Annotated in this window: 25 protein-coding genes and 3 pseudogenes; 20 read left to right on the forward strand and 8 right to left on the reverse strand. The window is 26.6% G+C overall.

Annotated elements, in window-relative coordinates; genetic code table 4:
• The first annotated feature begins 13 nt into the window (after positions 1–13).
• The 9 genes from AACK91_RS07120 (at position 14) to AACK91_RS07160 (ending at position 7,615) form a co-directional block, all read left to right on the forward strand.
• Complete coding sequence (locus AACK91_RS07120; RefSeq protein ID WP_338965500.1) at positions 14–1,531, forward strand: hypothetical protein; 1,518 nt, start codon at positions 14–16, stop codon at positions 1,529–1,531.
• A 76-nt stretch (positions 1,532–1,607) separates the two neighbouring features.
• Positions 1,608–2,393, forward strand: a complete 786-nt coding sequence (locus tag AACK91_RS07125) for a hypothetical protein (RefSeq protein WP_338965502.1) — start codon at positions 1,608–1,610, stop codon at positions 2,391–2,393.
• A 363-nt stretch (positions 2,394–2,756) separates the two neighbouring features.
• On the forward strand, positions 2,757–2,966 hold the full coding sequence (locus AACK91_RS07130; protein ID WP_338965504.1) for a hypothetical protein: 210 nt from the start codon (positions 2,757–2,759) through the stop codon (positions 2,964–2,966).
• 64 nt (positions 2,967–3,030) lie between these two features.
• The gene (locus AACK91_RS07135) at positions 3,031–3,291 is read left to right on the forward strand and encodes a hypothetical protein (RefSeq protein ID WP_040093058.1); all 261 of its coding nucleotides are present in this window, start codon (positions 3,031–3,033) and stop codon (positions 3,289–3,291) included.
• A gap of 55 nt (positions 3,292–3,346) precedes the next feature.
• Complete coding sequence (locus AACK91_RS07140) at positions 3,347–5,062, forward strand: MSC_0882 family membrane protein (RefSeq protein ID WP_338965507.1); 1,716 nt, start codon at positions 3,347–3,349, stop codon at positions 5,060–5,062.
• Between the two features lie 73 nt (positions 5,063–5,135).
• On the forward strand, positions 5,136–6,215 hold the full coding sequence (gene hemW / locus AACK91_RS07145) for a radical SAM family heme chaperone HemW (protein WP_338965508.1): 1,080 nt from the start codon (positions 5,136–5,138) through the stop codon (positions 6,213–6,215).
• Between the two features lie 53 nt (positions 6,216–6,268).
• Entirely contained in the window at positions 6,269–6,430 is a 162-nt protein-coding gene (locus AACK91_RS07150) for a hypothetical protein (RefSeq protein WP_338965510.1), read from the forward strand.
• A 98-nt stretch (positions 6,431–6,528) separates the two neighbouring features.
• Complete coding sequence (locus AACK91_RS07155) at positions 6,529–6,843, forward strand: M20/M25/M40 family metallo-hydrolase (protein WP_338966593.1); 315 nt, start codon at positions 6,529–6,531, stop codon at positions 6,841–6,843.
• Between the two features lie 61 nt (positions 6,844–6,904).
• Positions 6,905–7,615, forward strand: a complete 711-nt coding sequence (locus AACK91_RS07160; RefSeq protein ID WP_338965512.1) for a M20/M25/M40 family metallo-hydrolase — start codon at positions 6,905–6,907, stop codon at positions 7,613–7,615.
• Positions 7,616–7,688: 73 nt separating this feature from the next.
• Here AACK91_RS07160 and AACK91_RS07165 read toward each other — a convergent pair whose 3' ends face one another.
• Complete coding sequence (locus AACK91_RS07165; protein ID WP_040093062.1) at positions 7,689–7,952, reverse strand: hypothetical protein; 264 nt, start codon at positions 7,950–7,952, stop codon at positions 7,689–7,691.
• A gap of 227 nt (positions 7,953–8,179) precedes the next feature.
• Positions 8,180–9,142 (reverse strand): IS1/IS1595 family N-terminal zinc-binding domain-containing protein, encoded by a 963-nt coding sequence (locus AACK91_RS07170; RefSeq protein WP_338963247.1) that lies wholly within the window; start codon positions 9,140–9,142, stop codon positions 8,180–8,182.
• Between the two features lie 459 nt (positions 9,143–9,601).
• Between AACK91_RS07170 and AACK91_RS07175 the strand changes: the two genes are divergently transcribed.
• From AACK91_RS07175 to AACK91_RS07205, 7 genes and pseudogenes are all read left to right on the forward strand, one after another.
• Positions 9,602–9,772: a hypothetical protein gene (locus tag AACK91_RS07175; RefSeq protein ID WP_338965514.1), complete on the forward strand. Its 171-nt coding sequence runs from the start codon at positions 9,602–9,604 to the stop codon at positions 9,770–9,772.
• A gap of 4 nt (positions 9,773–9,776) precedes the next feature.
• Positions 9,777–10,220, forward strand: coding sequence for a hypothetical protein (locus AACK91_RS07180; protein WP_338965515.1), 444 nt, complete (start codon positions 9,777–9,779; stop codon positions 10,218–10,220).
• 242 nt (positions 10,221–10,462) lie between these two features.
• Entirely contained in the window at positions 10,463–11,173 is a 711-nt protein-coding gene (locus AACK91_RS07185; protein ID WP_338965516.1) for a hypothetical protein, read from the forward strand.
• Between the two features lie 20 nt (positions 11,174–11,193).
• On the forward strand, positions 11,194–11,976 hold the full coding sequence (locus AACK91_RS07190; RefSeq protein WP_338965518.1) for an RNA methyltransferase: 783 nt from the start codon (positions 11,194–11,196) through the stop codon (positions 11,974–11,976).
• Positions 11,976–12,575, forward strand: coding sequence for a ribosome biogenesis GTP-binding protein YihA/YsxC (gene yihA / locus AACK91_RS07195; protein WP_338965519.1), 600 nt, complete (start codon positions 11,976–11,978; stop codon positions 12,573–12,575). Before AACK91_RS07190 ends, yihA begins: the two co-directional genes overlap by 1 nt.
• A 39-nt stretch (positions 12,576–12,614) precedes the next feature.
• Positions 12,615–13,244 carry a formate/nitrite transporter family protein gene (locus AACK91_RS07200; protein ID WP_338965520.1) on the forward strand — a complete coding sequence of 210 codons (630 nt, stop codon included), beginning with the start codon at positions 12,615–12,617 and terminating at the stop codon, positions 13,242–13,244.
• Between the two features lie 33 nt (positions 13,245–13,277).
• Positions 13,278–14,504, forward strand: a pseudogene (locus AACK91_RS07205) (alpha-amylase family glycosyl hydrolase).
• A gap of 395 nt (positions 14,505–14,899) precedes the next feature.
• On the opposite strand, the gene AACK91_RS07210 reads toward AACK91_RS07205, so the two are convergent.
• Positions 14,900–15,367 (reverse strand): DUF3137 domain-containing protein, encoded by a 468-nt coding sequence (locus AACK91_RS07210; protein WP_338965522.1) that lies wholly within the window; start codon positions 15,365–15,367, stop codon positions 14,900–14,902.
• 268 nt (positions 15,368–15,635) lie between these two features.
• Complete coding sequence (locus AACK91_RS07215) at positions 15,636–15,929, reverse strand: hypothetical protein (protein ID WP_338965523.1); 294 nt, start codon at positions 15,927–15,929, stop codon at positions 15,636–15,638.
• Positions 15,930–16,260: 331 nt separating this feature from the next.
• On the opposite strand from AACK91_RS07215, the gene AACK91_RS07220 reads away from it, so the two are divergent.
• Positions 16,261–17,079: an IS1/IS1595 family N-terminal zinc-binding domain-containing protein gene (locus AACK91_RS07220; protein WP_338965524.1), complete on the forward strand. Its 819-nt coding sequence runs from the start codon at positions 16,261–16,263 to the stop codon at positions 17,077–17,079.
• 24 nt (positions 17,080–17,103) lie between these two features.
• Here AACK91_RS07220 and AACK91_RS07225 read toward each other — a convergent pair whose 3' ends face one another.
• Positions 17,104–18,066, reverse strand: coding sequence for an IS1/IS1595 family N-terminal zinc-binding domain-containing protein (locus tag AACK91_RS07225; protein ID WP_338963247.1), 963 nt, complete (start codon positions 18,064–18,066; stop codon positions 17,104–17,106).
• Positions 18,067–18,567: 501 nt separating this feature from the next.
• Between AACK91_RS07225 and AACK91_RS07230 the strand changes: the two genes are divergently transcribed.
• Both AACK91_RS07230 and AACK91_RS07235 read left to right on the forward strand, forming a co-directional pair.
• Entirely contained in the window at positions 18,568–20,442 is a 1,875-nt protein-coding gene (locus AACK91_RS07230) for a prolipoprotein diacylglyceryl transferase (RefSeq protein ID WP_338965525.1), read from the forward strand.
• A 36-nt stretch (positions 20,443–20,478) separates the two neighbouring features.
• A complete protein-coding gene (locus AACK91_RS07235) occupies positions 20,479–21,003 on the forward strand; it encodes a ferritin (protein WP_338965526.1) in 525 nt (174 codons plus the stop codon).
• 191 nt (positions 21,004–21,194) lie between these two features.
• On the opposite strand, the pseudogene AACK91_RS07240 reads toward AACK91_RS07235, so the two are convergent.
• Positions 21,195–22,168: pseudogene (locus AACK91_RS07240) on the reverse strand (IS30 family transposase).
• A 119-nt stretch (positions 22,169–22,287) separates the two neighbouring features.
• On the opposite strand from AACK91_RS07240, the gene AACK91_RS07245 reads away from it, so the two are divergent.
• A complete protein-coding gene (locus AACK91_RS07245; protein WP_338964107.1) occupies positions 22,288–22,398 on the forward strand; it encodes a lipoprotein in 111 nt (36 codons plus the stop codon).
• Positions 22,399–22,743: 345 nt separating this feature from the next.
• On the opposite strand, the pseudogene AACK91_RS07250 reads toward AACK91_RS07245, so the two are convergent.
• A pseudogene (locus AACK91_RS07250) lies at positions 22,744–24,948 on the reverse strand (spiroplasma phage ORF1-like family protein).
• A gap of 16 nt (positions 24,949–24,964) precedes the next feature.
• A complete protein-coding gene (locus tag AACK91_RS07255) occupies positions 24,965–25,201 on the reverse strand; it encodes a hypothetical protein (RefSeq protein ID WP_338963583.1) in 237 nt (78 codons plus the stop codon).
• Positions 25,202–25,209: the final 8 nt, after the last annotated feature.

Raw genomic sequence — 25,209 nt, forward strand, 5'->3', positions numbered from 1 at the left:
AGAGGGGCCAAGCATGTTAAAGAATAATTGAGATGTTTTTCTATTTAATCCATTAATGTTATTATTGTTATTTGTTCTTTATATTTTAATTTTAGCGAAAAACATTAAAATTAAACATGCTAGTCAAAAGACATTTTTCGTTCAAACTTTTTTATATTGATTTGCGTTATCAGCAATTATTGGTGATAATTTAGAATTTAGAAATTTATTTTTTGCTGCTTCAATCAATAATTTTGAGGGGGTTGCGTTAATTGCCGTTACATCGCTTTCATTTTATGCATTTTTAGCAATGATTCCTTATGTTTTCTTACATAAGGTTTTTTATCGTGTTGGGTGACATTTTGCGCAATATGGGATTTTCGCTGGTTCCGCACTAGGGATTATTATTTTAATGGCTTATCCGTCGCTACCAACTTTAATTATTGCGGCGATTTTTTTAGGGTTTGGAATCATTAGTAAAGCTAGTTATTTTCTGTCATATAATGAAGTCTATGGTCGTAAGTTTTTTCCTTTTAAAACGGTTAGTTTAATTGCCCCATTAATGACTTTTGCCCTTATTTTTGGTGGTGAATTTAATAATTTGGTGACAACAAGAGGGAGCGATTTATCCAATCATTTACAAGTTGTAATAATTGGGGCAATTGTGGTTTGTGCGATTGGGATTGCCGCAATGTTATATTCGTTCTTTTCACATAAAGAATTTACTTTGCAGCCGTTTACCGTTGAACAACAAAAAATGTTTGAACCATTTAAATGAAAAAAAGTTTTAATTATCTTTTTTATGTTTATTTTAATTATTGCCTTAAAAGAAATCTCCCAATCAAATATTTATATTTGATTATTGGGACAGCGGACTTGGGAAAAATACCATAATGTTTGAAAAGTTAACCAATTTGTTCGTTTGAATGAACAGTTATTTTTAATTCCGCAATTTTTTGGGGCTTATTTAGTATGTCATTTACTTTATAATAAAATCGGTGTTAAATATTGTTTTAGTTTAGGGTTGTTATTATGATTCTTGTTCTTTAGTGTTGCTGCTTTTAACCATTCTCCTGATGTATACTTATTTTTACAAATAATTAATGGTTTAGCTTATTCAATGTGTTTTAGTATTTTATTTGCAATGACTTGTGAGTGAAAATATCGTTCACCAACTAATCGTCCCGTTGTTGCTCAATTCCAATTATTGTGATTTGGTGTTGAATTTATTACAAAATTCTTTGATGACTTTGTTCGTGACAAACAAATTTGAATATTTAGTAATTATGTTGTTCCCGGGCAAAACTATATTCCAGTTGATAATTTTGCTGGTCAAATTGATAACATTACAACAATAATTTTTACAATTTGTGCATCAATTGTATTAATTATTCTGTTAATATTTTATTATACCTCAGACCTAATTTTAGCGGAATATCGCAATCATTTACGATTATTAGTTCCTAAAATTAACTTATTGCTACGTGAAAGCTTTATTAGTCGGGTAAAGTCAAATATGGCAATTGGGGCAGATGAAAAAAATAAAAGTTAACATAATAATTAATTATTCCTTGGTTTAAGAAGCAATGCTTTTTATTATTTTTAACTTATTTAAAAAGGAGTGTATAATGAAAAAACTAATGAAGTTTATAATGGCGTTACAAATAGTTATTCCTTTAACTAGTTTTTTAACAGCTTGTTTAAAAAAATACCAATATATGAGTAATATTTGAGTTATTAGTAGTAGTACTATTAATGATAAGTCTTTTAATCAATCAGCGTGAGAAGGAGCTAGTCGATATCTTGTCACACATTCCGAACAGTCAGTTTTATCAAATTGACAAGATAGTAACATCCGTGCCAGTTACTTTGAACCAGTAGGATTAACCCCAGCAGAGTTTAAAGCAGCTTATATTACAGCAAGTATTGCTGGTGCAAAAACATTAATTTTACCAGGTTTTATTCATGGTAATACCATTGGTTGAGCGGCGACATTAGCAAATAATATCATTTTTATTGATGGTAGTGGCAAAAATATTCATAAGAATATGGATCAAAAAGAATCGTGAGTAGATAATGTTGTTGGAATTTTATTTCAAAAAGAAATTGCTGGTTTTTTAGCGGGACTTGTAACAGCAATGTGACTTAATTTGCATCAAACACAATTTAATGGTCAATTAGGGATTGGAACTTATGGTTGGATGGATAATCCAATTGGGGTTTCAAATTACTTATGAGGCTTTTTATTATCAGCGGATATTTTTAATGAAATAATTAATAACAATAGCCTTTATCCTAACTTACATCACTTAAAACAAGATATTTTAACTCTCTTACAAGGAATTAGTCCAACATTGAAGGGATTACAACCGATTAATAAAGTACAAACAGTATTAAATAAAAACGAATCATAGTTTTCGCAATCATTTAATCAGGGGGATGGTAAAGTTATCTCAGACTACTTAATTAGTAAACAGGCGAATGTTATTTTTCCGGTTGCAGGATCATAAACGCAAGATACAATTGATCGAATTAAATATAATGAAGCAAAGGCAAAAGTAGTTGGTGTTGATACAGCCCAGGCATAGATTTATGGTGATCAATATATTATTACGAGTGGCTTATTAAATATTGCTCAAGCAACAGAAGATGCTTTAATAAATATTTATTCACCAACATGTGGTTATCAAGCAGATAGTAAAATATGAGATGCTAAGAAAGCAACTAATAAATGTTGAATTAATACTGATCAATCATCAAGCACAAACGCTAATTGATTGGGTGTTGAAAAAACAAAATGAATTGATAGCAAAATTATTAATTACATTGATAAAGATCCAAAGTTACTAAAATTAGCGACAACGGTTGGAAAAATTTATCGTAAAATAAATCAATTACATTTTGTTGATACCTTAGCTTTAACATATGAGAACCAAAAAACACTTAAAAAAGCGATTCTAACGTCGTTAGAAGATGGATTAAAATAAAAAAATATTTTTTGTAAAAATTTAAAAATTATAGTATAATGCTTTTAGATAGTGTGGTGTTTATATGGGAGGAATCTTGGCTATTAGTATCAAAATCTTAGATTTAGAAATTCCAATAATCGGGTTAGTTGGATTTCTACTAGGGTTCGCAACGCTATTATTATTTATTTATTTTATTATTACTTTTTCTTTATTTCGAAGTAAAAAGAATAATCAAAATTGAACAAATATGATGAAATTAAAAGAAGAAACAAGTTTTAAGGAAAAAATTGAGTATTTTGAACAAGAAATTATGCTAGCTAGAAAAACGGGTGATAAAAACTAGATAATTCTTTTTTTAAATAAATTAATTTTCACAAGTAGGGTAGGTGAAACAAAGTATGGGTTTTTTTAATACAGTAAAATCTTTTATGACTAAAGATAAAGAACATAATAAACAGTCACAAATGCAACCAGGTAATGGTTATGGTGATAATTTTAATCCTGAATTATTGAACCAAAATGACCCAAATTTTTCTCATCAACAAATAAATAATAATGGTATTGCGCAAAATCAATGGCCACAAGATCAGTACTTCCGTCCCAATGAAACATATAAACAAAATCAATTAAATAATACCGAAATGTTATATCAAAATCACAATACAATTCGTCCGGCACGAATGAATTTAAATAACCAATATAATTATTATACAAATAATGAAAGACAGTATATTGATGAAGAACGTGAGTTAATTACAGCACCAGTAGCACCATCAACACCGCCAGGTTATGTTGAACCTTATTATAATCATGATGCCGCTAATAATTATTCTCGTCCAGTGCAACCACAAATTTTACCACGGCGAATTCATCAACCAACATCAAATTCAATGCAAGATCAATATTTAGCAGGTCAACAGAATTATGGTGGGTATTCGTATCCAGAAGCAATGAATTATCAAAATAATCGTGATGGTTATTTTAATGATGATCATGTTTATGTAAATCAATATCGTCGTCCTTACCAACGTCGTGTTGTTAATCCATATAGTCAGTTACAGTTTAACGAACAATTTAACCAGTCCGAATTATCTTATGATGGCAAAAACTATTATCCTAATGTAAATCCACAACCATATTTTGATGGAAACCAAATGATGGCAAATGCAATGCCAGCTCCACCTGCCTTTTATCAAAATAATAATTATTTACCACCAGCCCAGTTGGAAGGTCAACCTTTTCAAAATGGTTTTGAAAATAATCGTTATGCTTATCAGCCACAATTACCAGCAAAACATCGTCGTCGTCATTTTAATCGTGAATATGCTAATAAATTAATTCCGTTAGAAATTGCGCGTGAAATTCGTTCGGAAAAAGTTCGAACACTAATTATGATTACATTTGGTCTTTTTGGCACAATGTCAACAAGTTTATTTATTGCCTTATATTTCATTTCACATCAACAAGGTTTATCATCAATTATGGAAATTCAAGCGAAATATATTCCCCATCCATTTTTAACAATTACCTTTTTATTAATTTCATTAGGATTATTATTTGCCGGAATTTTTGATTTATCACGGGTTCGCATTGAAACAAACAATTATATCTCGCATTTAATGCGTGGTAATCATACGATTCCACACTTCTTGATTGATAATTATAAAAAAATGACTGTTCGTAGTATTATTTTAAATTGATTAGCATTTCCAACATATTTCTTTGGCGGAATTGTGTTAGGAATCCTTTATGGTTTTCAACAACATTCTGGCGAAGAATTCCGATTTGGATTTTGAAGTTGGGGAATTGTTGATGATTTAACAGCAGCAATTACAATTACAATTACGATTTTAATTGCAACATTAGGAATTCATATTGCTAATATTGTTTTAACAAAAAAACGTAAAGCAAATATTATTGGTTATTATGGTTATGAAATTGTTAAACCAGAAGAATTAGCGGCGTTGAAGAAGAAAACCAATCGCATTTGCTTAGTTATTTTTATTATTTTTCTAATTATCTTAACGCTAGTAATTTCAATTCCATGGTTAATTGCTCGTCGTCGTAAACGTCGTGGTGAACCAATCCTTGGTCGTTGATTTAACCGTAATTAAGAATTGTGTTGAAAACAATTCTTTTTTATTTGAAATTATCTTATAATTATTAATAAAGAAGTGAGGATTAATAATGATTGAACATTTATATGTACATATTCCTTTTTGTGACCATATTTGTTTTTATTGTGATTTTTTTAAAATCAAAAAATCACGAAATGAAATGGTTGACGAATATTTATTGTCGTTAGAAGCAGAAATTTCACAGCCCCAACCACGATTCAACTTAAAAACAATTTATTTAGGAGGCGGAACACCCAACAGTTTGGATGATAGCCAATTAGAAAAATTATTACAATTGTTGCAAAAGATTGATCAAACAGCAGTTGTTGAATATACTATTGAATTAAATCCTGAAAGAATTACGAAAAGTCAATTGCAACTTTTAAAAAAATATCATGTTAATCGGTTATCAATTGGGGTGCAAACATTTAGTGATCAGTTATTAAAAAAAATTAATCGTCATCATAGTGTTGCAGATATTGTTACTAGTTATAATTTAGCGCGCAGGGAGGGTTTTAATAATATTTCTTTTGATTTAATTTATAACTTATTTGACCAAACAACAGCTGATATTGAACAAGACTTAATAATGGTTAAACAATTACAACCTGATCATATTAGTTGATATTCATTAATTTTAAAAGAAAATTCTTACTGAGGAAAAACGAAAGTTAAATTGCCTGATTATGATATTGCCTTTGATGAAATTATTAATGCGGCTCTTAAAAAAATGGGGTATGTTCGTTATGAAATTTCAAATTACACTAATAACAATAAAAAATCACAGCATAATTTAGGATATTGAACTAATAAATCATTTTGATTGCTTGGACCAGGAGCAGCTGGTTTTATTAATGATGATGGTTATTATTTATTAGAAAATAGTCGAAAATATGCCAATTGAACGCAGCAGAAAACAGAAATATCATTAGCAGATTATTATTTTCAAATTTTAATGATGGGATTACGAATTTTGGAGGGCATTAATTTAGGAACAGTCAAAGATGCACAAGCAGCAGTAAATTATTATGAAGCTAAAATTACCGCTGAAGTTGCAAAAAATAATTTGGTTTTTGAAAATAATCATTTACGTTGTACAAAACAAGGATTAAATATCTTAAATGATATTTTAGTTAATATTATGGAATAATTTTTATGTTATAATATGAGTATCAAGGCCCTTAAAAGGGAAAGGAAAATAAAATGGAAATAGATGTTATTAAATTACAAGAAAAATATTTTTCAGAAGCACTAGTAAAAATTCAAGATGTTATTAAAATTCCATCTGTTCGTAGTGCAGCACAACCAAATGCCCCATCTGGAGCAGGAACAAAAGCTGTCTTAGATTATGCTGTTAATTTATAGCAAAAGAATTAGGTTTTAAAACTTATCAGGACCCTGAAAATCGTTATGGGTATGTAGAATATGGAACGGGTGCTGAAATCTTTGCAATTTTAGGGCATTTAGATGTTGTTCCGGCGGGTGATCTTAAAAAATGAGATTTTGAACCATTTCAACCTCAAATTAGCGATGGAAAGTTATTAGGTCGTGGTGCATTTGATGATAAAGGACCAACCATTATTAATTTGTATGCTTTAAAATATTTAAAAGATCATAATTATCAACCAGATTATTGTATTCGTTTAATTTTTGGTTTAACAGAAGAAACCGATTGAGCATCAATTAAAGCATATATGGCAGTTGAAGGAACTCCAGCATTAGGTTATAACCCCAGATGGTGAGTTTCCAGTTGTTTATGCCGAGAAAGGAATTATTAATGCCGATATTATTGGTTAGGGACAAAAATTTGTTTTATTAGGTGGCGAAGCGTACAATTGTGTGGCTGATGTTGTTCGTTATCAAGGACCTTATCTTACAGACATTAAAACTAAGTTAGACCAAAAACAAATTGAAACAGATCTTGAAGATGATTGATTAATCGTGAAAGGAAAAGCATCCCATGGTAGTTTACCTGAACGAGGAATTAATGCTGCTTTAGTAACATTAGCAACGTATGCTGAATTTACAACTGACTCGCCAATTGCTAATTTTGTGAAAAAACATCTATACAATGATTTTAATTTTAAACAAATTTTTTCAACAATGAAAGATGATACCGGTTTATTGATTGTTAATAATGGCATTGTTGAGATTAATGCTGAAAAAACCCGTTTGACATTAAACATGCGAGTACCAATTTCATATCATTTAAAAGATGTTGAAGCACCATTAACAGCGGAACTATCAAAATATCATTTACAATTAGCGATTATTTCTTCAGAAAAACCAATTCATATGCCACTTGATAGTCCAATGATTAAGAATATTATGCAAGTTTATCGTGATGTTACTGGTGATCATTATGCAAAACCAGTCGCAATTGGTGGTGGAACTTATGCAAAAGCAATGCCAAACTGTGTTGCTTTTGGGGATGAATTTGATATTAATGAGTCAACAATGCATGCATATAATGAGTATGTTAAAATCAGCGACTTACAAAAAATGTTAGAAATTTATACAAAAGCAATTCCGTTGTTAACAACAAAGTAATATTGTTGTAATTAAAAAAGTTTTAACAAAGATCTTTATAAGGATATTTATTAAAACTTTTTATTTTTTATTATTACACTAATTTAGCAAGACGTTGAGCAATTGATGGTTCTCCTTTTGCTCAGAAAATAATGACGAAGATTGTTCCAATAATTGTTGCCATTAAAATTCATTGTAACAAAGAACATAATCCATAAACAAATTTTCCTTTGCGCGTATTTGGACAATCAGTTCCAAAAAGCAGGGTCCCAACAGGATTCACATTAAAAATTCATAAAATTACGTTTAATCAACAAAACAAGATGTTGAAAAGTGATGATAACATTCTTTTAGCCATAAATTTGACTCCTTTCATCTTAAAGATAGTTATTTCATATAAGAATTATACTATGAATTTTTAGAAATTTTTCAGTTAAATTGTTTGGTCATTGTTACCTCATTTAACATTATTTAACAGATAAGTTCTTTAATTTTGTCGAAAACTCTTGATGAAATAAAAAAAATCATCAATATGACAATTTGAAAACTAATTTTGTGTAAGATTATGATTTTGCTTTAAATTTTTTAAACGTTAAAATATAATACCGTTGATTGTTGGTTTGGTGTTAAACCTTTGTGTTGGTATTTTCATTTTCAGAGCTTTAAATAATTTTGAATATTAGTGAAACCCAAACCATGATAATGAATTAAGGCTTCTTTAAGACTGGATTGTAATTTACTAATCTTATTTAACTTTTGATAACTAGTATCAGGGTTTGTACTAGTTTTGGTGGAATATAGAGTAGAATTTGTTTGTTTTGCTACTAATAAATATAGTGGTTGCATATCAGAAATAATTATTGATTTTTCTTTAATTAGTTGCTTATTCATATTTTCAATAATCCATTGTTTTTGTAATCTTTTGGTATTGGTGGATTGAACAAAAATATTATTATTGCTATCAACTGCCATTTGAATACAGCATTTGGTATCAGTTGAAAATGGATCGAGATGAGTTTTTCGTTTATCAAATTTATCTTTAAAATTGCCTTTATGAATTTCTTTAATAAATGTTTCATCCATTTGGATTTGACCATTTAATTTTTTAAATTTTAACTGTGTATTTTCTAATTGTTTTGATTGCATTAATTTTTGTCGATTATATCAAGCGGTTTTTGGGGTTGTTTTAATAAAACGAGAAATTATTTTACTAGATTGTCCTAACAATGAAATTTGAATTAATAAATTTCACTGTTCATAATTTAAATGACTTCAATAAGTAAAATGATGACGAAATGCATCAAAACTAGCACGACATTTTTTACATAAATATTTTTGTTTTCCTTCGGAATTATGACCATTTTTAACACAATGAAAAGATTTGCAATTAGGACATATAATGCCTTTATCTCTAAATTTTTGATCAATTTCATTTAAACGTTTTTGTTTTTTAATTAAGTCTGCTTGTTGTTTTATTTTTTCATAAAATTCTAAAAATTGATCATCTGTTAAGCTATTTATTAATTCTGTAATTATTTTTTTCATCATTTATTTACCTCTATATATTAAAAATATACCTAATTTTAGGTATATTTTATAAATATCAAGAGTTTTCGACAAAATTAAAGGATAAGTTCATCATTGTTTCCGTTTAATTTGTGATATAATTAATCCATTGAATTCTTTGGAGGATATAATAATGAAATTAGAAAACTTGCAAGATCATGATAAACCAACTGTTGAAAATAATGAGCAAAATAATTAAAATATTGTTAAACGTCATTATGAATATTGAATTAAGTTTAAAGATGAATTATTTGGGTATTTATGTGAAATAATTAAACTTGGTAAAACTACTTCGTTTTATTGTAATAACTGTAATCAGGAGAAAGATATTGATGATTTAAATATTTATGATCTTTTTTTGGTTTTAGTTTTGATAAAGTTAATGTAAAAAAAGAAACAATTGATCAATTTAATGTTGATTTATGTAATGAATGTAATGAAATGAATTATGTCACTAATTCATATATTAAAGTTTTACGTAATAATGTTGCTTGTGTTTATTGCAAAAAATTGCTTTACCCAGATGATGAACACTTAGTTCTTGATAATAATTATTGTTCACGAGAATGCTTACGCAAATATCTTAATAAAACAATTAAGTGGGGGGATTAAAAAGATGAATAATAAAGTTTTAAGTAATAATAAATGATTAGATAAATTTGCTGATTTAGTAGCAAAAATCCAACATTTAACTAATATTCCATATTTTGATTGTGAAACTTGTAATTATGAAAATCAAATGTCAAATTTAGTTTTTGCTAATTCTTCATATGAAATTTTATCTGTTTTAATTAAATCAGCTTGTGGTCATGATGTTGCGCAAGGAGTTAGTTTTTCACGAATGGTCAATGACAATGGTAGTGATTTTGAACTATTAGGAGAAGGGATTACGGAGTGTTGAGTGCATAAAGCAAAACCATGTACCCATCATTTAGATGAATCAAAAGCGTTTGTTTGTTATCAATGTGATAACCTTAAATCAAAAATTATGCGAATTGATAATGTTAATGTTTGTTCATTAAAATGTTTAAAAGATTATTTAAATGCACAAGTAAAATAAACTTTAAGAATAAGTTTAAACTATTATTTTTAAGAAAAAAAGAAAGAAGAATTTAAATTGTCAAAATAATTAAATTAAGTTCTTTCTTTTTTAAATTGTAATATTTATTTATGTTTAAAATTTTTAAAAAGTATCTTTGAAGTAAAGATTAATTAATAATTATCCTTTACTTAACGAATGATAAAAGTTAAAATTATAATTAGTTAATTACTAAGGTTTAAAGAAAGAGGTTTATACTTATTATGCCATCATATTATGCAGAACATATTCTAAAATCAAAACAACCAAAATTAAAAGCCCCTTTAACTGCAACTGAAATTGATGCAATTGTTAAAAGCTTTAAACATTTAGTATGCAAAATTAAGAAAGATGCCGTAATTATAAAGCATGAAAAATTTGGATATGAACTTTTTCGTAGTAAAGCTGATGATAAATATTGGTCATATGCTGTTACTTTTACTGAACCAATTGATCCCATCAAACCAATTTATAAACATCATTGAATTGGTAATGCTTTTATTGGTTACGGGTATGATACTCTATCAGAAACAATTGATCGAACTTTTAAAATGATGGAACAAGGGCCAACCTCACAAACAAATTTTCGTGATTACTTAGATAGTTGAGATGAAGAAAAAGATCGTATTTTCTTAACATGAGAAGAAAAGGAATGAACTTTTGAAAAATACTTGCAATTTCAACGTTGATATAAAAAAAATAAAATTAAAATTATGGCAAAACAAGTTGGTGTTAAAGATGCCGAAGATTATAACAAAGAAAATAATCACGAAAATAAACGCACCGGATTATCGGTTTTATTAGGAAAAATGCAAGACCCACCAAAACGGCCACGAGCAATGGCTGTGGCAATTCGGGAAACAGGAGAAACTAAAAAACAATGAGATGATCCTAAAACAAAAAAATATCTTGTTGGTTTTATGTATGTTAATTAAGAGAGAAAGAAAACAAGCAAATGCAGTATCGTGAAATTAATTCAACTCAAAATGAACATGTTAAATTATTAGTGAAGTTAAAAGACAGAAAATATCGTGACGAATTAAATTTAGCATTAATTGAAGGTTGAAATATTATTGAAGAAGCTTTACAACAAGAATTACTAGTTGAGGTTTTAACAACCGCAGCAAATAGGTCAAAATTAAAAAATATTGCTAATGTTTTAATAACAATTTGTTCAGAACCTATTTTAGCAAAATTAAGTCAGAGCAAAAATAGTCAGAATATTGTTGGTGTTATTGACTTAAATAAAATGAATAGTAACAATGATTTTAAGGCCAATCAAAATATTTTATTATTAGAAAATATTCAAGACCCCGGGAATTTAGGGACATTAATTAGAACCAGTTTAGGTTTTAATTTTACTAATATTATTTTATATAATCACCCGGTTGATATTTTTAATGATAAAGTATTGCGAGCCAGCCAAGGGGCAGTTTTTCGTACTATTATTAAAGAACTTAGTTTGTCAGAAATTAAAGCGTTACAAGCAAAACACTATAAACTTGTGACAACTGCTTTAAAACAAAAAAGTGTTTTCTTGAAAGAATGACAGGTTAACAAAACAGAAAAATATATTTTAGCATTAGGAAACGAAGGGCATGGTCTTTCTGCTGATTTACAAAAAATTAGTGACTATAATGTTCAAATTAAGATTAGTTCAAAGTTAGAATCATTAAATGTTGCTCAAGCAGGAACAATTTTAATGTATGAAATTAATCGCCAATTGGAGGGAAAATAATGTTTAAGTTTAAAAATGCCAATTATCTTACTTCGGCTGTAAATAAAATGGGATGAATTAATGATGATTTATTTGAAATTGCTTTTTTAGGAAAAAGTAATGTTGGAAAATCAAGTTTTTTAAATATGTTAACAAATCAACGGCAATTAGCAAAAGTTTCACAAACTCCAGGAAAAACAAGAATGCTAAATTTTTTTACAATTAATAATAATCAATTTCGAATTGTGGATGCCCCAGGTTATGGTTTTGCCAGAGTGAACGATGAACATAAAGTTGCTTTTGCAAAAATGATGGAACAATATTTAACTGAACGAAATAATTTAAAATTTGTTTGTCTCTTAGTTGATTTACGTCATTCTCCAACCCAAGATGATTATGAGATGTACCAATATTTAAAGCACTTTAAAATTCTAACAGTTGTTATTGGAACAAAGTTAGATAAGTTGAAAAAAAACGACATTCAGAAACAAGAAAAAATTATTAAAACAAAATTAAATTTTGCCGATGGCGATTATTTTATTAAAACATCAAGTAGTAAAAACATTGGTCGTGATGAATGCTGAACATTATTTGCAAAATTATTAGGATTTAATGTATAATCTAAACCATAGTTTATTTTAAAAATAAAGGGGAAAACAATGAAAAATACTATTAAAATAGTGCAATATCAAAATGAAATTGATAAGTTAGCAAAAGTTGATGTATCAGTTTTAGAAGGCCATTTATCTTATTCTGAACAAGCAATTATTGGTGCTTTTGAATCGTCTGATCGTAAAATTAAGGCAGGAATTATTAATACATTATTAAATGGTTTTTTGGGAGGACTATTTATTTCTGTTGGGTATATTGCTGCATTATATGCTATTCAAGGAATTACAACAACAGGAATTAAACAAGTAATTTTTGGAATTGTCTTTCCGGTTGGTTTGTTATTAGTAACATTTTTAGGTGCAATTATTGGTTCAGCGAGTGGTTCCTTATTATTAACAGTTGCTGGTGTGACTTCAAACGGAATTGGAAACGGTGCCTGACTAGGTGTCTTATCAATTCAACCTTTTAGCCAGGTTAATGGCGTTAACACATTTATTGGAACCGGCTTTATATGATTTATTATTAGTGGATTATTAACAATGGGAGTAAGTATGACGCTAACTTGGTTTTTAGAAAAAATTCCACGTTTTACTAAATTACGAAATGAATTATTAAACATTAAAGGAAAAAGTTTACTTAATTTTAGAAAACAACCAAACGTAGTGGAAAATACTTAGTAAATAAGAAATTAAACGGTAAAGGAGAACATAATGAGTAAAATTAATTTTCAAGAAGCGATTGTGTATAAAATTCATACACAATCGTTTTATGATACTAACAATGATGGGGTTGGTGACATCCCAGGTATTATTCAAAAGTTAGATTATTTAGCAATGTTAGGTGTTAATTATTTATGGCTAAATCCAATTTATTTTTCCCCACAAAAAGATAATGGCTATGATGTTGCTGATTATAAAAAAATAAATCCCTTGTTTGGAACAATGGATGATTTTGAACAATTAATTAGTGAAGCAAAAAAACGAAACATTTATATTATGATGGATATGATTTTTAATCATTGTTCAATTGAACACCAGTGGTTTCAAAAAGCACTTGCAGGGTATAAAGATTATCAAAAGCGTTTTTTCTTTTTACCGGGAAATAAAACAGTGCTACCAAATAATTGACATAGTAAGTTTGGTGGTTCAGCTTGAGCGTATCTTGATAAATTACAAAAGTTTTATTTACACTTATTTGATAAAACTCAGATTGACTTAAATTGGCGTGATGATTAATTACGCCAAGATATTTATGAAATTATTAATTATTGATTGCAAAAAGGGGTACAAGGGCTCCGCTTCGATGTTATTAATTTAATTGGAAAACCAGAAGTCTTTGTTGATGATTTAACGGGTGATGGGCGAAAATATTATACTGATTCACCACAAGTTCATACTTATTTACAAGAAATGGGGCAAAAAACATATCATATGAAAGAAAATGTTGTCACAGTTGGGGAATTATCTTCAACTTCAATTGAACAAGACATTTTATATACTAAACCAGCATCAAAAGAATTAAATATGGCTTTTACTTTTCACCATTTAAAAATTGATTATTTAAATAATGAAAAGTGAGCATTAGCTCCTTATGACCCCGCAAAATTAGTAGCAAATCTTAAAGAATGACAGAGATTAGTTCAAATAGAAGGTGGCTGGTTAGCAACCTTTTTAAATAACCATAACCAACCACGAGCGTTGTCTCGTTTTGGTGACCCACAACGTTATCGTTTTGAATCAGCAATTGCGCTTGCTGCGGTTGTTTTATTGTTAAGGGGAACACCATATCTTTATCAAGGGGAAGAATTTGGGATGGAAAATAATGATTATCAAAATATTAATCAACTGAAAGATATTGAATCAATCAATTATTATCAAATTTTGCAACAAAAGGGTTATGAAAGATCTGCAATTTTAAAGGTTCTTAGTGCACGTTAACGGGATAATGCTCGAACACCAATGCAATAAAATGATCAGCAGTTTAGTGGATTTAGTTCTCATCAACCATGAATTAATGTAAATACAAATTATTTAAAAGTTAACTGGGAAAAAGATTATCACAGTCCCCAATCAATTTTTAAAGCATATCAATTTTTAATTCAGTTCCGCAAAAAAAATTTAGCCTTTAGTTATGGCCAAATTGATTTTATTGAGCTTAATCCCGTTGTACTAAGTTTTTATCGTTTTTATCAGGATCAAAAATTTTTAGTAATTATTAATTTGTCAAACCAAGAAATTATGCTTGATGATAAGGCACCTAATTTTAAAATTGTTTATAACAATTATCAAACTTTTGATAAAAAAATTAAACCATATCAAGTAATAATTTTTGATTATTTAATGTCAAACCCAGTTAAATAATCTAATCCCTTTTTTAAATGACTTAAATCTAATTCAATTTTAGCAATTAAATCATCAATACAGTCTTGAATATTTTTGTTCCTTGCAATAATTGGTTTTCAAATTTGATCTTGATGATGTGCTTTTTTACTATAATAATATTTATCAAGCAGTAAAGTAAACTTATTATTAACAAAAGACATTGATAAAACTTCTTGATATTTATTACTATTATCAATTAAATTAGCCATTACTTTTGGTGTTAAAATCTTTCGTAATTCAACTGGATCAGTTGTATTAGTATCAAATAAGTTCGGAAATTCTGTTCCTTCTAGTTGAATTTCTTTGTTATTTAAAATAAACTTTTTAAATTTGTTTTGATGAGGAACAATATTTGCTTCAATTTCAAAGTTTTTTGGTAATGTTGCAGTAAAGAAAAAGTAGTTTTCTGATCGCTTCATTTCAATTCATAATAATAATTAAGTCATATTAATACCATTAGCAATGCTATTTGATGTTTTTGCATCTTTGCCTTTACTATTAGAAAGACTAGCCAAAATAATTAGACCAATAAGAAGACAAAAAATTAATGTTTTTAAGAAAACCATTGTTTTTCGAACAGTAATAACACCTAATGAAAAGGTGTTATTTTTTGTTGTTCCGTTAATAATTTTATTATCTAGTTTTTCTTCTAAACTACTTACTCGAATTAAACTTTGTTGTAAAAGATTATTTTTTTTGGTATTTACTAAAACTAGTAAAATTTGGTTCGGGGATAATTTTAAAGTTGTTGCTTACTTCATCAAGGTTAATTTCATCTTTTCAAAGATCTTCAATTGCAATTCGGTAATATGCATTATAATCTAAGCGGTTAAGAAAGAGACTAATGCTAACAGCGCCAGCTTTGATTAAAATATAAATAATAATTGTTACCACCAATAGTGGTAAGGTAAGATAGATAAGATAAAATTGTAATTGATTATTATTAGTATTGACAATTTTAAGGATAATTCCTACTAGCAAAGATGTTGCTAAAATTGTAATTAAGATACAAAAAATAATGTCGATTATAATTGATTTTCGTCAAAAACTAGTAATTTTTTTATAGTGTTGTTGAAGATGTTATTGATGAAGAGTTTTAATTTTATTAACTGCTGCTCCTGATAACGCAGTATTGTTCATTTCTAATTTCACTTCGCTTTCTAATGTTTATATTAATTTGGGTAAATTATAATTTAAAAAGAAGAGAATTACAAATATGTTGTAAAAATAAGCTTTAATTTTGTCGAAAACTCTTGATATTTATAAAATATACCTAAAATTAGGTATATTTTTAATATATAGAGGTAAATAAATGATGAAAAAAATAATTACAGAATTAATAAATAGCTTAACAGATGATCAATTTTTAGAATTTTATGAAAAAATAAAACAACAAGCAGACTTAATTAAAAAACAAAAACGTTTAAATGAAATTGATCAAAAATTTAGAGATAAAGGCATTATATGTCCTAATTGCAAATCTTTTCATTGTGTTAAAAATGGTCATAATTCCGAAGGAAAACAAAAATATTTATGTAAAAAATGTCGTGCTAGTTTTGATGCATTTCGTCATCATTTTACTTATTGAAGTCATTTAAATTATGAACAGTGAAATTTATTAATTCAAATTTCATTGTTAGGACAATCTAGTAAAATAATTTCTCGTTTTATTAAAACAACCCCAAAAACCGCTTGATATAATCGACAAAAATTAATGCAATCAAAACAATTAGAAAATACACAGTTAAAATTTAAAAAATTAAATGGTCAAATCCAAATGGATGAAACATTTATTAAAGAAATTCATAAAGGCAATTTTAAAGATAAATTTGATAAACGAAAAACTCATCTCGATCCATTTTCAACTGATACCAAATGCTGTATTCAAATGGCAGTTGATAGCAATAATAATATTTTTGTTCAATCCACCAATACCAAAAGATTACAAAAACAATGGATTATTGAAAATATGAATAAGCAACTAATTAAAGAAAAATCAATAATTATTTCTGATATGCAACCACTATATTTATTAGTAGCAAAACAAACAAATTCCTTTAATTTTGTCGAAAACTCTTGATGAAATAAAAAAAATCATCAATATGACAATTTGAAAACTAATTTTGTGTAAGATTATGATTTTGCTTTAAATTTTTTAAACGTTAAAATATAATACCGTTGATTGTTGGTTTGGTGTTAAACCTTTGTGTTGGTATTTTCATTTTCAGAGCTTTAAATAATTTTGAATATTAGTGAAACCCAAACCATGATAATGAATTAAGGCTTCTTTAAGACTGGATTGTAATTTACTAATCTTATTTAACTTTTGATAACTAGTATCAGGGTTTGTACTAGTTTTGGTGGAATATAGAGTAGAATTTGTTTGTTTTGCTACTAATAAATATAGTGGTTGCATATCAGAAATAATTATTGATTTTTCTTTAATTAGTTGCTTATTCATATTTTCAATAATCCATTGTTTTTGTAATCTTTTGGTATTGGTGGATTGAACAAAAATATTATTATTGCTATCAACTGCCATTTGAATACAGCATTTGGTATCAGTTGAAAATGGATCGAGATGAGTTTTTCGTTTATCAAATTTATCTTTAAAATTGCCTTTATGAATTTCTTTAATAAATGTTTCATCCATTTGGATTTGACCATTTAATTTTTTAAATTTTAACTGTGTATTTTCTAATTGTTTTGATTGCATTAATTTTTGTCGATTATATCAAGCGGTTTTTGGGGTTGTTTTAATAAAACGAGAAATTATTTTACTAGATTGTCCTAACAATGAAATTTGAATTAATAAATTTCACTGTTCATAATTTAAATGACTTCAATAAGTAAAATGATGACGAAATGCATCAAAACTAGCACGACATTTTTTACATAAATATTTTTGTTTTCCTTCGGAATTATGACCATTTTTAACACAATGAAAAGATTTGCAATTAGGACATATAATGCCTTTATCTCTAAATTTTTGATCAATTTCATTTAAACGTTTTTGTTTTTTAATTAAGTCTGCTTGTTGTTTTATTTTTTCATAAAATTCTAAAAATTGATCATCTGTTAAGCTATTTATTAATTCTGTAATTATTTTTTTCATCATTTATTTACCTCTATATATTAAAAATATACCTAATTTTAGGTATATTTTATAAATATCAAGAGTTTTCGACAAAATTAAAGACAAATTCTACTCTATATTCCACCAAAACTAGTACAAACCCTGATACTAGTTATCAAAAGTTAAATAAGATTAGTAAATTACAATCCAGTCTTAAAGAAGCCTTAATTCATTATCATGGTTTGGGTTTCACTAATATTCAAAATTATTTAAAGCTCTGAAAATGAAAATACCAACACAAAGGTTTAACACCAAACCAACAATCAACGGTATTATATTTTAACGTTTAAAAAATTTAAAGCAAAATCATAATCTTACACAAAATTAGTTTTCAAATTGTCATATTGATGATTTTTTTTATTTCATCAAGAGTTTTCGACAAAATTAAAGAAAATAAGTGTACTTTTTTATTAGAACTTGGTATATAATTGTTATGCATTGATTATTAGTAATTAATTATTAATAAAAGGAGTGAAAAATTAAATGAGTAACATCTTATTAACAAGTGGTCCACCTTCTCCGGATTGAATTACCCCAACGAATACGCCGCATGATATTTTAGCAACATATGATGGTTGAGTTCATATGTATGCTGTATTTATTACAACGGGAATGATTTTATCTGTTTTAGCCTGTTTTATTCGGTTAAAAATTAAGAAGATTCCAATTGAACCTTTAATTTGGTCAATTTTTGTTATTATTCCTTTTTCATTATTTGGTGCTAGTTTTTTTGGAAAAGTTAATAATGATATTCATAATCCATGAGTAACAGAACCAGGAGCCGTACCATTTTGATCATTATTTGCCTTTTGAAAAGCAGGAATGAGTATTCATAGTGGTGTTCTGTTTGGAACTATTGCTGGTTTAATTGTCTTTGGGATTGTTGGACGAAAAGCAAAAGTTTCTCTTTGAGTTTACACTGATGCTATTATTCCAAATATTTTATTGGGACAAGTATTAGGGCGTTGAGGTAATTTCTTTAATCACGAATTATTGGGGAGTGTTACTTCTTATGATTCATTACGTTGATTACCAGCATTTATTCGTGATAACTTATGACAATGAGATGGTTTATCACCAGAAACAGTTGCAGTTGGCGGACAAATTGTCTTTCGTCAACCAATCTTCTTATATGAATCGTTCTTCAACTTTTTAGTGTGATTATTCATTACTTTCTTTATTCCGTTTGCTGGTCAATTATTTAGTAAAAAACCGTGGAAAAAAGATTCAAAAGAATATCCTTTTGATTTAAAATATAATTTTATTCATTTTTTTAATCGGAAATATATTAAAAAAGATAAAATGACATGAAAAGAAGTTTGGGATAAAGCGTATTTTAATTATGTGCCAACGCAAAAACAATTAGATGAAATGCCAAAAGTATCAATTACTAAATCGAAATCAGAACTAAGTAATACTTTTAAAAGATGGTGACACAATGATAGTGCCCAATTAACAAAATTAAATAATCCTGGTCGTTATTCAATAACACGTAGTGGAGTGCAAACTGGTTTTTATTTCTTTTTATGAAATTTAATTCGTTTTGTTCTTGAAACACAACGTGATGATGTCTCAACATTATTTATTAAAAATTATCGGGAATTAGATTATGCTGTTTTAATTTTAATTGCAGTATTGGGATTAGTATTAGCAGTTTATGCGCAATGAAGAGCTCCAAGAAAATTCCGTAAAAATGGTTTTATTTATGAAAAAGAATATGTTGATTTTGAAAGTTTACAAACTTGAAAATTTGATAAATATTTAACTAATAATATCGTTATTGGAGAAGACAACTATGTTGATAAATTACCAACGATTATTAAAATAAAAGTAATGGAATTCCTAGGTTATCAAGATGAAACTTTTGATAAATATTTTGAATTAAAATATTTTAAAGCCAATGATCAAACTTTAACTAATAATGAAATTACTAATTATAGCTTTAAAATTGTCGCGTTACCAACCAAAAACAATAAGTTTATTGATGATTTAGTTGTTAATCAAACATATAAAGTTGATTTAAGCAAAGTTTTAAAACATGCAACGTTAAAATTAACTAAACCAAATAATAATCAATATTTAACATTATCAAATCAACAATTTGGAACATTATTAAATGATCTTGCTCATCATAATGAACCAGCAACGCAAATTAAAGCAATTTGGAATAAGTTTTATCCAAATATTAATGAGAAGAAAACAACTATTTTTAACCTTAATCTTAATGAATTAATTAATTTTGATGAATTAAAAATTAGCCCAGATGCTAAAAAAATTGAAGTATCAAAATTCAAATTTAAAGAAAACCAATTTTATTATTTTAATAAAAAAGTTTGTTTTAAATTAAACTGACAATAAAAGGTGTACAATGGAAGTAGAAAGAGGGGGAGAGTTATGTTAACAAAAGAGATGGAAAAAGACTTACAACAATATATTAATGAACATCTTAAAATGCAATTTTTTTGTTATAATTTAAGTTCAGCCGCTGAAAAATTAGGTTTTCCTGGTTTTAGTCATTATTTTCAAGTTCAAGCCCAAGACGAAGTTTTACATCAACGTCGAATTATGAACTTTGTATTAGATCGTGATGGTCATTATGAAGTAAAAAATATTACTGAAGAATATCATAATGTTAAAAATATTACTGAACTAATGGAAACCTATCAAACAAAACGGGCATATTTTGCTGATTTAACCAATAAATTAGCACATTATGCGCAAGAAGTTGGTGATTTAGTAACTTATAAATTTTATGATTGATTTATAATTGATTTTTATGAAGAATTAGCGGAAATAAAAGATATTATTGATTGAATTAAAATGTCAGATAATAGATATTATAATATTGATGATAAAATGGGAGCAAAAGAAGAACCAGATACTTTAGCAGTTATTGATCCATTTAGTCCACATGCATAATAATACTTTTTCTTTTAAAATTGGAATTATGTAAAATGAATTGCAACAAATCTTATTAGTCAAATAATACAATAAAAATCATAAAAAATCAATTATAAATTTTTAAAAATCAAAATATTTATAGTTTTTATTTTATTTTAAGGAAAATTAAGCACACTAAAAAATAATTTATTAAATTACTTCAAATAAACCTATTTAAAATTATCTGAAAATACCTCTTTTGCTGTTTTTCAATTAAGAACAGGCCTTAATTTATCATTTATAACATTAACTACTCAATTTATTTTTTGTTGACTAACATTATTAAAATCACAGTTCCCTTAGGAAATCATTTTCTAAGTTCAGAATTCATATATTCAATTAATGGTTTTTGTTGTGGTTTACCAGGGTCACAAAAATAAACTTGTGTTTCAGCAAATATTTCTAATTCTCTTCATTTACTAAATTCTTTTCCTCTATCAGTTATTATTCCTTTAATTTTCCCAAATAAATTATTACTTATAACAATATCTTTAAACTTTTCCACAACTTCATTAGCAGTATGATTTTTTAATTTCATAACAAAATAACTTTTACTATTTTGTTCAAATAAAACCAAATTACTAGATCGATGCTCTTTTCCAACTATGGTATCCATTTCAAATCAACCAACATCAGTCTCTTTATTCTCAATATCTCATATTGATTTAAAATTAATTAATTTACCACCATTATCAAATTTTCCTTTTGTTTTATATTTTTTACCACGATGACGTAAATTCTGTTTTAAAAAACCATAAAAACCCAAACGAATTCATTTATACAATGTTTTAACACAAACAGGAAATTTAATACCAAACTTTAGAAAATAACGATGAATAAGTTGTGATGGAGAATCACGATAAACATTAAATCTTATATTAATAAAATTTAATTGTTCTTCTGTAAACTTATATCTTTTATTATTCTTTTTTCTTTTCTCATAATACATTTTATCTGACTTATAAGCACTATATTCATCAATAGTTTTAAAACGCTTAATTTCTCGCAAAATAGTACTACGATTTCTGTTCAAACATTTAGCAATTTGTGAAATATTTATTTCACCATTCTTTTTTAAAAATAATTTTGATAATAATAATTTTTCCAATTTAACCTTATCAATAAAACTTAAATGACTATACATAACATTTATATACCTTTCATTAATTTATAAATTTAATATTAAAATTATTTAATACATTATTGATATATGATAAAATCAATTATAGCATTCAAGTAATTTTAATAAAGGAGAAGTAAAATATGAAAAAGTTACTAAGTATTTTAGGAGTAATCGGATTAACAGCAACAAGTACAACAACATTAATTAGTTGTGAAAAACCAAATAATAATGAAAACGCGGGGGGGGGGTAATAAACCTACACCAGAACCACAACAACTACCAGAAAATAGCAAATGAACTAATATTCCTAGAACACAGGCGCCTAATAAATAATTTTTAACTGCTACTAATAAATGATATTTTTATATAAATAAATATGAAAATAATTATATAACGACAAAATTTTATTTTGATAATAATTTTATTAATAATCAAAACACTTGATGACAACACTTAAAAAATGATTCAGATTTTATTTGAAACTATAATTTAGTATATCGTTGAAATAAAAACAATGAACCACAAATACCAGAAATTAATAAAGACACAGGACTAATAATTGATTGAAAAGAATAAAAGGACTAACAAGTCCTTTTTTAAATTAATCGAACAAACTTCATAAAGATAATTAATAGGAATATATTTGTTATTGTATTATATAATGCTGGACTAAATTTTCATACCTCAAATGTTTGACTAAAAAAACTATATATTGTTTGAAATATTTTACCAACACCGCTTGCTAATTCGTTTACTTGTTTAACACCGGGAATATTATTTACAATTCAAATTGCAGCATTTCTGATATGACACGCTAAATTATATCAACTACAACTTTCATATTAGGCTTGTCATCATTGTCCACCAGGAAACAACCCGCCATTATTTATTTCTTGTCAGTTATAAATTCCAAAATTAAAATCATAATAACGGTACATATCATTTTCTTTTTGGGCTTGTAATTCAAAAACATTATAACCGATTTTTTGTTCTTCAATTTTTTTGTATTTTAAACCGTATTTATCTTTTAAAGCACCTTCAAAAATATAACCTTCATTTTGATTAATATTATAATTATTTGCAACTGAAAAATCATAATTAAATACATTACCATAATTAGTACTATAAAAACGATTTTTAAATGCTGAATACAATTTAATGTCTAATTGATTGTATTTATCAGAAAAATAAAAATAACGAGGATAAATTTTAAAACCATTATTTGCTAATAAACCATATTTTTTATTATATCCTTGTACATAAGTATCATTTTCTAAATCAAAAATTGTTCGTAAATAATCTTTATAAAAATTTTGGGAAACCGTAAACATACTATTTAATAGTTTTTCAAATTGATTTTTATTAGTATTAGTTTCATCAATTAAAACATCTCTAAAATTAATCAATTTTAAACCAAAAAAATTAATTAAAACAGTATCATACTGTAAATTATCAATATAACCACTTTCAATAAAATTACTGCGATTTTGAAATACAGGTACCAAAGCATGGGTAAAAAAGGCTTTTAAAAATTTATTAATATCAATTTGACCTTTCATCTGTTCAAAAACCATTTTACCAATATTAGGAGAATTACCTTGATAATAATTATAAGTTTCAGCACTAAAATTAAAAGTATCTTCTTTTTCTTTTGTGAAAGAAAATAAAAAACCTAAATCATCAGTATACCAATAACTATTTGCATTATTACCATCCCAATATTGTTTAAAATGTGTTAATTCTAAACTACCAGCAATAATATTTTTATTTTCATCAATTGTTAAAATCATCCGATAAATTGATTTTCTAGTTAAAATAACATCAGGTTTTCAATCTAATTTTTCCATATTATTAATAATTTCAAAATCAAAAATTATTCTTTCACTACCCAAATTTGGGTCATCATAGTTTGGATTACCACCTTGCTGAATTCGGATATTTTCTTGTACAATAACATCAATATATTTAAGCAAAAAAGAACGAACATTTTGATAATATTCAGTATATCATTTTAATTTGCCATCATTATCAACAACGGGTAATTCTGGTTCACCGTTTCCATCTCAACGATATACTAAATTATAGTTTCAAATAAAATCTGAATCATTTTTTAAGTGTTGTCATAACAAATTTTGATTTTTAATAAAATTATTATCAAAATAAAATTTTGTAAGCAAATATTGACCATTTCTTTTTTCTCCATAAAAATATCATTTATTAGTAGCAGTTAAAAATTCTTTATTAGGTGCCTGTGTTCTAGGAATTTGTATTCAAAACTCATTAATCATTTTAACTAATTGTAAATTATCAATACCTCTTTCTAATTTATTAATAACTTCCACAGTATTAAAATACTTAGAAAAAGAATAAGAAAAATTAGTTAATTATTTTAAAAATTGTTTTTTATCAACATCATATAATTTATCAATATTATATTGTTTAGCATAAGTATCTCAATTTTTATATAAATCCATAAACTCATCACTAGGCTTATCAAATGAAATTCCCGTTGAATAACTATCCTTTAAAAAGTCTAAATATCATTTATCATTATAAGTTAATGTTTGTGATGTTTTTAGAGTTGGATTAATAAAGTAATTTGTTTCAGACCAGTTTTCAAAAAAACCACTGCGTAAAAACATTGTATTAATAAAATCAGTTTCATTCATTCCCATTGTTTGTTAATTAACAGTATAATTCTGCTGATTTAAGGGTTTAAATGCTGTTAAAGTAATAAATGGAATAATTAAACCTAAAATACCTAAAATAGATATGGCAAATAAAGATAATGATTTTTTCATATTTATAATTCAACCCCTAACTATACAATGTTTTTGAAACAATAAACCCAACAATATATAAACTTGATATTGTTAACATTAATGGATGACTAAACAAAATTGCCATTTTACCAAACAAAGAAAGTAAAAAAGTATCTGAGTTATATAAATCCATAATGATATTTTTTGCTGATGTTAATTGATTTATAATCACCGTAATAAAACTAGTACCAAAAATAGCAATTGCAGCAACTAATAAAACTAATCTAATCATTAATCTGT

Source organism: Spiroplasma endosymbiont of Sarcophaga carnaria, from assembly GCF_964019595.1.
Classification (GTDB): Bacteria; Bacillota_I; Bacilli_A; order Mycoplasmatales; family Mycoplasmataceae; genus Spiroplasma; species Spiroplasma poulsonii.